This is a genomic window from Pedobacter sp. AC212 (assembly GCF_979258625.1).
On sequence record NZ_OZ409870.1, the window covers coordinates 249,725 to 261,257 of the forward strand.

The following is an 11,533-nucleotide window of genomic DNA, read 5'->3' on the forward strand; positions in this document are numbered from 1 at the left end:
TTAAAATGTTAACTGTAAACCAAAAGAAACACTCTTGAAAGCTGGGATTCCTGTTCCGGTACGACCGCCATTGTAGTTAGACTGATCCCAAACTGAGTATCCACTTATACTCTCCGGATCGATCGGTAAATCGCCTAAATGATCCCAGGTAAAGAAATTTTCTAACGCAGTGTATACTCTAAGTGAACTTATACCCACTTTTTTAGTTAACAATTGTGGGAACGTATAACCTACCGTTAAATTTTTAAGCCTGATGTAAGCCATATTTAACAAGTATCGATCTTGAACCTGCATGTTATTTGTTGTACCGCTTGCTGCATTGTTATACGCAGCCGGATAGAAAGCATCAGGTGTTTGTGGTGTCCAATAATTACTTGCAATTGCTTCTGGCATTGCGCCATCGGCAGAGTTGAAACCTGGAATAGCCAAAAAGCCAGCTCCCCAAATTTTACGGCTACCCACACCCTGGAAAAAAGCACTGATATCAACACCTTTAAAATCGGCACCTAATCTAAACCCGTATTCGTAACTAGGGTTTGAGTTTCCAATCACTTCCAAATCGCCGTGGTTAGCTAAAGTTCCATCGCCGTTGCTGATTTCACCATCGCCGTTAACATCCTGAAATTTTACGTCACCGGGACCAAAACGGAAGTTGGCAGAATTTTGCAAGAAAGGTTGATAAACAGGTTTTTCGCCATTAGGCCCAGCTTTCAATTTATAAGTTTGTTTCCCTGCATTCAGTTTGCTTTCGGCAGCGGTTAAAGTAATTAGAATTGGTTTTCCAGCACCATCTAGTTCAAAATCATTTAACTGATATAATCTATCTGTGCGATAACCCCAAATTTCACCGATGTCCTTACCATTATAGTTACCGGTTACCTGTGTACCCGAGCCATATGCCGTTAATCTTGTTTTGGCATCAGAAATATTTCCTCTGAAATTAATGCCCAAACCATTTTTGAATCTATGGTTAAAGTCAACCGTTAACTCCCAACCTCTAGTTTGCAATGAACCATAGTTTCCTTGTGGTGCGCCTGCTCCAAATGTTAATGGAATCCCCTCTGCAGGGACAATCATATTATTTGTATTTCTTTGGAAGACATCAAATGAAACATTCATTTTATTCTTCAATAAAGTAGCGTCGACACCGATGTTTGTAGTCACGATATCTTGCCATTGAATATCGGCAGCTACCGCTGCAGGTGTACCTACAAAATTTACTTTTGCACCATTGGCTCCAATCCATGTCGATTGGCCGCTAGGCATTGTTGCAATATACAATCCATTAGGAACAGTTTGATCACCAATAGATCCCCATGAACCTCTGAATTTTAATTGGTCCAAAACCGGCTTAGTCCACGCCATGAAACTCTCTTCGCTGGCTACCCAACCTGCAGAGAATGATGGAAACCATCTCCACTGTAAATCTGTCGGGAATTTTGAAGAACCATCATAACGCAGGTTACCTTCAATTAGATACTTATTTTTGAAAGCATAATTTACACGACCAAAATACCCCAACTGTGCTTCCCATCTTTTGTCAGAACCTGGAATGCTTACTCCACCCGGAATAGTACCCATTATTGTTGAGGAAGGAATAACTGTTTGTACACCCGTACCGAATCTGAACTGTGGATTGATAATATCAGCAAGATTGGTGATCATACCAAATTGCGATTCGGTAGTTGAAGCCACGCGATTCAAACCTAAAATAAATTTGAAGTCGTGATCTTGTTTAATATTCCAGTTATAAGTAGTGAATGCATTAATGGTATGCATAAAAAAGTTTGTTGCTGTTCTGGCAAAATGATCCGGACTTGAACCTGGTGTGGTGTACATATCAAGCGATAAATCATAAGCTGCAATAGCGCCAGCTGTGGTGCTAGATACCACTTGCCCCATATCATTCACGTAAACCGGTGCACCACTTGCATCTAAACGAGCTTTCGGTGCTACCCATGAATTTCTTGCCGTAAATCTGGTTCCTGGACGCTTCCAATCTTCATTTTGATTGGTGAAGGTATAATCAAAATCAACCTTCCAGTTTTTCATGATGTTTACTGTTGTTCCCAAATTTACGTTAGCGTAATTGAGTAAAATATTTGCAGTGTTCGCAGCCGCCACTTCACTTTCCGGACTACGAATCATATCGCCATTTTCATCTTTTCCTAATGGATACAATGAGCTCCAGCGGTAAAGATATAACCATGGATCGGCAGTTGTAGAGTTAGTTGCGTAGGCATATTGTTTATTCCTCCGTGAATATAATGCACCTCCACGAATGGTTAAATACTTATTAATTTCACTCGAAATTTTTAACGAAGCATTATATCTCGTAAAGCGATCTTCCTTTGCAGGTTTCAACATTCCGCTTTGATCCAGTAAAGCTAAACCTAAGTTATACGAGGTTTTTCCAGTGGTTCCACCAACAGATAAATTATGTTGCTGAGTAGGCGCCCATTCCTTAATCATGTAATCGTATGGATCATAAGTTCTTACACCCATTTTTTGATTTGCACCCTGAACATACCAATCTCTTCCAAACACAGTAGGATCATCAGGCCCTATAGTGCTGCCATATTTTTCTTTCCAGGCTACAGCTTTTTCATAACTTGCTCTATCAACATAATAGAATGCCCCGGTTGGTGTAGTAACCCCAACACGTTCAGAAGCATCGACTGTATATTTCAAACCATTTACATCAGCCATTTTTAAATCCTTCCACACATTTTGGAATGAGAAGTTGTTTGAATAATTGATAGAGGGTTTATCACTTCCTGAACCTTGTTTAGTGGTAATTAACACCACGCCAAAGGCCGCCTTAGCACCATAAATGGATGCAGCCGCAGCATCTTTCAGAATGGTTATCGATGCAATATCGTTGGGATTAACCAATTGAATACTTGGAATCTCCACGTTATCAACCAAAATTAATGGCGAACTACCACCTGCAAAAGATGCCAGTTGTCCACGGATTTTAATTACTGGATCAGATCCAATCTCACCACTTGGAACCACCACGCTTAAGCCAGAAGCCGCCCCTTGTAATGCTCTTCCAACATCAGCGATTGGTCTCCCTTCTAAGGTTTTTTTAACATCAATGGTAGATACAGCGCCGGTTAAGTTACCCTTACGTTGAGTTCCGTAACCCACTACCACCACGTCGTCTAAGCCTTGAGCATCTGTTTTTAAGCTTACATTTACTGTGGCGCTTGTACCAACTGGTTTTTCGGCCGTTACATATCCAATGTAAGAAAAAACCAGAATATCACCACTTGCAGCTTTGATAGAATAGCTTCCGTCGGCATTAGTTTGTGCAACTGAAGAGCCTCCTTTAATTCGAATAGAAACTCCAGGTATCGGTCCATCTTCTGATGTGACTTTACCGGTAACAGTTATCTGCTGCGCTATGGCATGAGCCAGCAACAAAAACGTACCAAGAAAAATTAATAGTAACTTTTTTCTCATAAACGTAAGTTTAGAATGTTGTTTGAATGATTAGCTTTTTTTAATACTGCACAAAACGGCAATATTTAAGTAAATATCATGAAATATTTTTTGAAATACACAAATATTAGTTGTCAATATTTCTGTACCCTGCACAAAAACGCAAAAAAGCGCAAAAGCACCCATGTCAACTCGTTGTAGAATGGTAATTTTACGAACACAAAAAGGCCAACCCGGATGGGTTGGCCTGTATACTAAATAATCAAAAGCTAACGGGTAAGAAAAAACCCAACATAAGGCTTTCGAACCGCATCAGCTCGGCCAGAATAACCTGTTGCAAATACCGTATAAATTCTTCTATTTAGAAAGGTACTAGCACTTGTATAAGTTGCCAATGCCGTAGTACCGCCACTTGCTCTAATCGTCCACGCAAGTGCAGTACCAGTTAAAACTGGTCTAATAAAAAAATCGCTTTCTTTTAAATAAGCGATATTCGCAACTACCAAAGTTGTTCCATAATACAAATCCACTGAAGGGACATTTGGCATCAGGTTCACAAATTTGTATTTCACAAAACCAGAATCTTGCAATACAAAATTATCTACAGCCAATAAGCTTTTCGTATTTGCAGCAGTATCTGTTAAATGGAGAGTGTATGATTTACCTGCTTCAGTAGAAATTGGTGTTTTATATAGTACGACAGAATCAATACTCGTCCCTTTTTTAGGAATAGAGATCGAAACTTCGGATGCGCCAGGCTCGATCACCAAATAATCTGGCCTCGAATCGCCCAATGTACCGTAGCCACCTCCAGGGTATGGATATCTCGTTTTGATAAGTGTGCTAACCCGTTTACCATTCACATTGATTTGCACATTAGGATCAGAACCATAAGCAATGTTGTAGTTAACTTTTAACATAGCCTGATCATCCCTTAAAATTTCAAACTCACCGTAATTGATTTCATTTTTGCCGCAAGAAATTGCAAAGGCTGCAATACTAACAACTGCTAAATATTTTATAATTGACTTCATTTTTTTAAGTTTTAATTATGGAAGGTTAGACCATGTTTCTATCGTGTGATAATCGGTAGCTAAGCCACCCCATTTTGCTAACTCCTCTTGATTCCAAATGTATTCAGATGCATATCTTGGTCTTAATCTATAAGCATATTTACCATTGTTTCTCTCAAAGAAATCGCCCACTTCAAGTTGTCTGTAGGTTTTGTACACTAAAGGATCATAATGGTATTTACGCAAATCGCTCCACTGCTCCATACCTGCCCAACCCCATTGCGAAATATACTTTTGTTGCATAATATCAGCAATTGTTAGCGCAGCGGCATTTTGCGCAACTTCGGTACTTGCCAAATAGGCATTAACTTCTGTAGCGGATATGGTTGCGGCAGCTGGTGATCCGTTTCGCCCGTAAAGATTTACAAATTCCATATGCCCCCTTATACCATTGATATATGCAGTAAACGCTAACGCTGGAGTTCCCTTCCTAAATTGCGCTTCTGCTTTTGCGAATTGAAGTTGAGCATAGCTCATGATCGGATATCTTGCGGTATTAGAATAAATGTATTTTCCTGGAAATGGCAAAACTGATGTTCCGGTTAAAGCACCCAAAATATGAGGAGTAGTTGCGGTACCATTAAAAGGTAATGCACCTCTATAAACCCCCGTCACAGGAATTGGATTCATCATTCTGGTTAGTCTTGGATCAACACCAGGAACAACAGGATCTACTGCAGCAGTACCTCTAACGCCACCAGTTAATAAGCTGACAATTGGTTGGCCAATTCTACCATAAGTTGGCGCTGCAGTTGATGTTGCGGTATAAATCCCAAAGTTCTGACTAAATGGATTCGAATCTGCAGCATTTGTGCCTCCAAAACTTATAGTCGCATCATCGGCTGCTGAAGAGAACGATAAATCGACATATTTGGTTACACTATCTGCATACTGCGTATTAAATTCAGGTTTATTAATTAGATGGCTATATTGCTGTGCAAGCAGACCGTAAACAAATTTTTTCCATTTTACGCGATCTCCTTTATACATCTGATCTCCTGAAACCCCTGCAAGTAAACCTGCTGTACCAGCAGCATCTGTTTTATTAAAACACTCTAATGCCTTTTGGCTCCACAGCCTTACCTTGGCGTAAACCTCTGGTTGATCCTGGTATTTAAACTTCAATTGATTGGCAAAAGCCTCATCTAAAATAACAGGCCCGTGCGCATCTGTCAAAAGTTGATAACTCCACGCTTTAATGGCGTACCCTATACCAGCGTAAGTCCATTTATCAGTTGCTTCGGCATCTTTAATCATCGCTTCTAAATTAAGCCCGAGATTGATGTAAACCATTCTCCACATCGATCCGCCCAAATCACTCGCTGATTGATAGCCATGTTTCTCCCAAGCAATAGTAAAACTCGTAACATCTTGACCAAACATATCTTGGGTGTATTTAAATATTAATCGATTATCTGTAGCGGTATTGTTCGCCATTTGAAACATGATTGGCGCTAACAGATATTCTGCTTTAGTAGTTTGAGGTGTTGCCGGGTCAACGTTGATGTCGAGCCATTTTTTACAGCTTGTAAAACCGATTACAATGACTGTGAATATTATTATTTTTAAAGATTTCATTTTCTTATCATTATAATTTTAAACGAAGACCAATGTTCACGCCCAGAGGCCTACCCATGTTTCCATAATCTATCCCATAACCGCCTGCACCACCTAACGATGGATTATTGGAGTTTGCATCAGGGTCCGTTCCAGAATAATTTGTGATTAGGAATACATCTGTTAGTGTTACAAATGCACTTAAATTCTGGATAAAATTGGTTCTTGATAACATTTTTGTTGGGAAATCATAAGCAACAGTAACATCTCTTAACCTTAGAGATTTGATGTTTTTTTCCACAAACATTTCTGGTGCAATACCACTTGTTGTCGAACTATAATAATTGGTATTTGCAGATGGCGTTACTAAGATTGTATTTACCGTTGGGTTGTTTGTATTTTCTAAACCATCCTTTAAAACTCCAGTTACTACTCGTGGAACATCTCTATCTAGTGTTTTAACACTCAACCCTCTTCTGTACAATTCGTATTGAGTTTGGTTGTAAACGTCACCCCCAACTCTCAAGTCAAGTAAGAAGGAAACATTGAAATTTTTAAAAGTAAGGTTGTTAACGAATCCTAGATTGTACTTAGGCGTTCTATCTCCAATTACTGGAAAATCCTGATCGCTTCCTAATATTGGTAATCCTGTAGCTGGGTTGATTAACAAATCTCCTCTATTATTTCTTTGGTTAACCCAACCTGCAATTGCCAAGGTGCTTGCGCCTGGAAAAACAGCTCCACGTAAACCATTCGCTACCCAAGTATCAGAATCATAAAGCTCCGGAAGCTCATCGGCAATAGACAACACCGTTCCCTTATTTTTGGTGTAATTTAATGTCATATCCCAACTAAATCCCGCAGACCTGAATGGCGAACCTTTTAGCTGAACCTCAATACCTTTGTTCACTACATCACCGCCATTCATTAATCTTATTACTGAACCAGTACCATAACTAATTCGCGGTGCAATAATTTGTCTATGGCTATTTAGTTTGTAATAGGTAAAATCTACGCTAATTCTATCTTTTAAAAATCCTAATTCGATGCCAGTTTCAAAATTTCTGGTTTGCTCAGGAACCAAATCCGGATTTCCTCCATTTGCAGCATCGTAATTAAAACCTCCACCAGTAGAGTTAACAGTAAGCAGCCGAGTAGCTAAGGCATATTGTTTGTAAGGTTCTTTACCTGTTATACCGTAAGAACCTCTTAATTTTCCACTGCTCAACCAAGTTAATTTTTTTACATCTTCAAGTTCCGTAAAATTAAAGGCCAAACTGGCTGACGGATATGCAAAGTACGGATTGTTAGGCATTAATCTCGAAGCGGCGTCTACCCGCCCAGAAACTGTAAGGAAAAGTAACGACTGGTAGCCTAAAACGGCTTGCCCGAAAACACCTGCATTCCTATATCTGCCTATAAAAAGCCTTGCAGATTGAGTTGATGGAAGGGTATTATTGATACTGTAAAAGTTAGGATCGAACATGTTCTGCCCTCTAGCCGAGTTTGTAGTATTATTTACATCAGAAAAGTTGGCGCCAACAATGTAAGTATTATTGAATTTACCAAATTTATGAGTAGCACTAGCCGTGATTGATCCGTCTAATCGTTTATTTTGCTGCTGGTAAGTATTGACGGTACCACCCGTTGGGGTTGCTGCACTACCCGAGCCAGAATAAGACTGAGTATGGTAAACAGTGATGCCATTAGTGTTCGACAAATTAGTACCTAAAATACCCGTAATGGATAACCATTTTGTAGGCTTATAAGATAGGTTAGCATTTCCGACAATTGCATTTGTTTTATCTTCAGATAAGTTTTTGTTCACGTCCCAAAATGGATTGTCACTCTCCAAAAATATGGTTCCTGTAGTAGTTATTCTGTTACCTACCGGATCAATCCAGTTGTTAACATCAAATCTTGAGGGAAACCGCAATAAGCCCATTAAGTAACCCTGAGCGCCTTTATTTGCTTTCTTATTGTAAGCATTAGTATAACTAAATCTGGTAGTCACTTTTATTTTATCAGAAACCGGTATCACACCAACTACAGAAGAAACAAATCGTTGATATCTAGTTGTTGGAATAGTCCCTTTATTGTCTGTATACTCGTTAGACCACCTGTATGTTAAACTTTCTTTTCCGCCTTCTACAACAACATTATGTTTTTGCGCTGATCCTGTTCTGAAAAAAGAGCCTACATTATCATAAACGGGTAGGCCTTCAGCATATTTAGGCCCGAAGAAATTAAATGATCCTCCGTTAAAAATGCCATTGGCATCACCTTGGCCATATACCTGCTGTACCTCTGGTGCATTATTAACGGTTTCTATTCTGTAAGATCCATTATATGAAACGCTTGATTTCCCTGCCTTTGCCTTTTTTGTAGTAATTACAATTGCACCACTTGCACCTAAATTTCCATAAAGTGCTGTGGCTTCTGGTCCTTTTAAAATGGTATAACTTTCGATATCTGCAGGGTTAATGTCTGACGCACGGTTGGTATAATCTTGGCTTCGATTATTCCCATTCATTGCAGTATTGCCTTGGTTTAACACCGAATTATCAATAGGCACACCATCGAGCACTATTAATGGCGAATTGTCTCCAGTCATGGACACTATTCCTCTCAAAATAATCTGTGAAGATGCACCCGGATCTCCCGAAGTTTGATTGACAAAAAGACCAGGCACCCTACCTGCAAGGCCATTGATAAAGTTTTCTCTACCTGTTTGCGTTACTTCATCGCCTTTTACAGTTGGGGTAGAGTAACCTAAACTCGCTTTGTTCCTATCAATCCCATACGCTGTAACTACCACTTCATTGAGGTTACTTGCATCAGCTTGCATGGAAACATTGATTGTTGTATTATTACCTACAGTTCTTTCAACGGTTTTATAACCAATGTAAGAAAAAGTAAGTACATCTGTTTTCAGTGCTTTTATAGTAAAGTTTCCATCACTATTACTCTGCGATACTATTGAGGTTCCTTTTACACGAATTGATGCTCCAGGAATGGGTCCGTCACTAGATGTGACCTTACCAGTAATGGTGGCTTGTTGCGCAAATACTTGAGCAAGCAGCATAACCATACCGATAAAACTAAAAAGTAGTTTTTTCATCATAATTAGTTAGTAAGAAGTTTTAAAAGGTTGTAGTTGTTTGTTTTCCGGCTTAACTAAACATGCAGATTAACGCATGTTTAGTAATAGTTATGTAAATATGCTGATTGTTTTCTAATAAAGAAACAAAATAACAAAGATTTTCCTACAACTATTACAATATATAATTGCACAAAAACGCACAAACACGCAAATTATTAAAAAGTATTTTTACTTTAGTGCAAACCAAACATCAACATGCTCAAAAAAGAACGCCATGATTTTATTATGCGCCAAATCAATTTACACAACCGTGTACTCACTTCCGATTTGGTTCAATTACTTAATGTATCTGAAGATACCATAAGAAGAGATTTACAGGAATTGGTAGATGAAGACCTTCTTTTCAAAGTTCATGGGGGTGCATTGTCTAAATCATACCACAGTTCTTTTGATGACAGTACGGTTTATGCCAGAGACATCAAAATAGTCATTGCGAAAAAAGCGACCTCACTTTTTAAAGATGGAATGGTGGTTTTAACCGGTGGCGGAACTACTATTCTAGAACTGGTCAAACAACTTCCGCAAAATATTGCCGGAACATTTTTTACCATCAGTCCCTTGGTAGCCGTTGAGCTGGCAAAATATGATAACCTGGAAGTGATTTTGATTGGTGGGTTGTTTTCTAAAAATTCGCAGATCACCTACGGCGGACAAGTAATTACACAGCTTTCTGAAATCAAAGCGGATTTATGTGTGATGGGTACCAGTGCTATCCACCCGGTAGATGGTTTAACAGATACTTACTGGGAAATTAATCAATTAAAAAAGGCGATGATTGCCTGCTCCAAAAAAACTGCGGTTTTGTGTATATCTGAAAAACTGGATATCTCTTTGAGGCTACGGGTTTGCCCGATTGAAAGCATCAGTTATTTAATAACAGAATTAGATCAAGAAAACGAAGCTTTGGCAGACTATCGAACAAAAGACTTAAATATATTGTAACAAAAAATGGGTTCCAAAATTTGGAACCCATTTTTTGTTTTTAGAAAGTAGGATCTCCTGGAGTATTTGGATTATTATCCCGCTCTTGGAAAGGATAAGGGAAAAAATTCCTTTTCCGATCTGTCAGTGGCTGATTAAATCTTCTCATGTCTTCAAGCTTTAGGCCAGACGCAAATAACTCAATTGACCGATGTTTGTAAATCAAATCAAGCAACTGCTGTTGGGTATAAGTACCAGTTAAAGGAGGCAGAGCAGCCGTAACACCAAATAAATCTGATGTTTTGGTAACCACTTTGTTTAACTCAATTAACGCGTTCGGCAAATCTGGCTGTCTTGCAAAAGCTTCAGCTTTGATCAAAGTAATTTCCCCGGGTAAATAAATTGGAAACGCTGTTGAAGTTGCCGTGGCAAACCCACCCATACGAATTGTTGCCGTTGGTGTTCCTGTAAAGAATGTATAGAATGGAATTCTCTTATCTCCGGCATCTGGTACGTTAGCGCCAGTTAAACCTAAGTTAACATTTAACGGCTGAAAAACATTGTTTGAAGAAATAATAGAAAATAAAATGTTTGGTGAGGCTGGATCGAAAGCAAAAGCAGATGATTTTGTCAAATCTACTGCGTTAGCTTCGGTTAACGCCAATGGATAATTACCCGAGAACAGCGCATATCTTGCTTTTAGTGCATGTAAAGTATTCACAATATTAACAGCAGGAGGTACATTGCTATTAAAACCTGCAGAAATTGGGTTTGCTGCAATAACAGTTAGCGCATTATCTAAAACGCCAATTGCCTTTGTAAATCCTGCAGCTCTAGCGATAAACTGAACATTCTTACCTGTTCCATCCGGGATTTTTTCCCAATACTGCGCCATATTTCCAATAGCAAGTGCCTTAAAAATACTTGAATAAGCAATTAATCCCGAAGCGTAACCTTTATCTCCAAGATTACCGGCGTTAGCAATAACTAAGTCTGCATCATAGATAATCTTGTTGGCGCTTGTCCAAAGATTAAATAAAATGGTGTTGGTTCCATCTACAGCATTACCACCAGTGCTTAGCTGCAACTCTGGAATATTTCCTGAATTGAGCAGTGAAAACTCATTGGTTACAAAGCCGTTTGCTGCAATAGAATTGAACATTACGCCAGTTCTGCCCAAAGTATAAACACGCTGTAAGCCTATAGAAACGGCTGTTAATCCTTGTTGACTTGTTAATGCAACATCGGTTTTAGCTCTTGATGGGTCTAAATATTCTTTTGTACATGATGCCGAAAACAACATGCACGAGAAAGCGAAACAGGTAATATATTTTGAGGTATTATTTCTTAAATTTTTCATAAAACTTCCTTT

At 38.9% G+C, this 11,533-nt stretch carries 6 protein-coding genes; 1 reads left to right on the forward strand and 5 read right to left on the reverse strand.

Annotation, left to right across the window (positions count from 1 at the left end; translation table 11 throughout):
* The 4 genes from ACZZZC_RS01075 to ACZZZC_RS01090 all read right to left on the reverse strand — a co-directional run bounded on the left by ACZZZC_RS01075 (position 1) and on the right by ACZZZC_RS01090 (position 9,201).
* On the reverse strand, positions 1–3,468 hold the full coding sequence (locus ACZZZC_RS01075) for a SusC/RagA family TonB-linked outer membrane protein (RefSeq protein ID WP_463486408.1): 3,468 nt from the start codon (positions 3,466–3,468) through the stop codon (positions 1–3).
* Positions 3,469–3,716: 248 nt separating this feature from the next.
* Entirely contained in the window at positions 3,717–4,481 is a 765-nt protein-coding gene (locus tag ACZZZC_RS01080; RefSeq protein ID WP_463484443.1) for a DUF4397 domain-containing protein, read from the reverse strand.
* Between the two features lie 15 nt (positions 4,482–4,496).
* Complete coding sequence (locus tag ACZZZC_RS01085) at positions 4,497–6,098, reverse strand: SusD/RagB family nutrient-binding outer membrane lipoprotein (RefSeq protein WP_463484444.1); 1,602 nt, start codon at positions 6,096–6,098, stop codon at positions 4,497–4,499.
* A gap of 10 nt (positions 6,099–6,108) precedes the next feature.
* Positions 6,109–9,201, reverse strand: a complete 3,093-nt coding sequence (locus ACZZZC_RS01090; protein ID WP_463486409.1) for a SusC/RagA family TonB-linked outer membrane protein — start codon at positions 9,199–9,201, stop codon at positions 6,109–6,111.
* A 234-nt stretch (positions 9,202–9,435) separates the two neighbouring features.
* Here ACZZZC_RS01090 and ACZZZC_RS01095 point away from each other — a divergent pair, with 234 nt between their 5' ends.
* A complete protein-coding gene (locus ACZZZC_RS01095) occupies positions 9,436–10,182 on the forward strand; it encodes a DeoR/GlpR family DNA-binding transcription regulator (protein WP_463484446.1) in 747 nt (248 codons plus the stop codon).
* Between the two features lie 40 nt (positions 10,183–10,222).
* Here the strand turns inward: ACZZZC_RS01095 and ACZZZC_RS01100 are convergent, their stop codons facing one another.
* Entirely contained in the window at positions 10,223–11,521 is a 1,299-nt protein-coding gene (locus ACZZZC_RS01100; protein ID WP_463484447.1) for a RagB/SusD family nutrient uptake outer membrane protein, read from the reverse strand.
* Positions 11,522–11,533 lie beyond the last annotated feature (12 nt).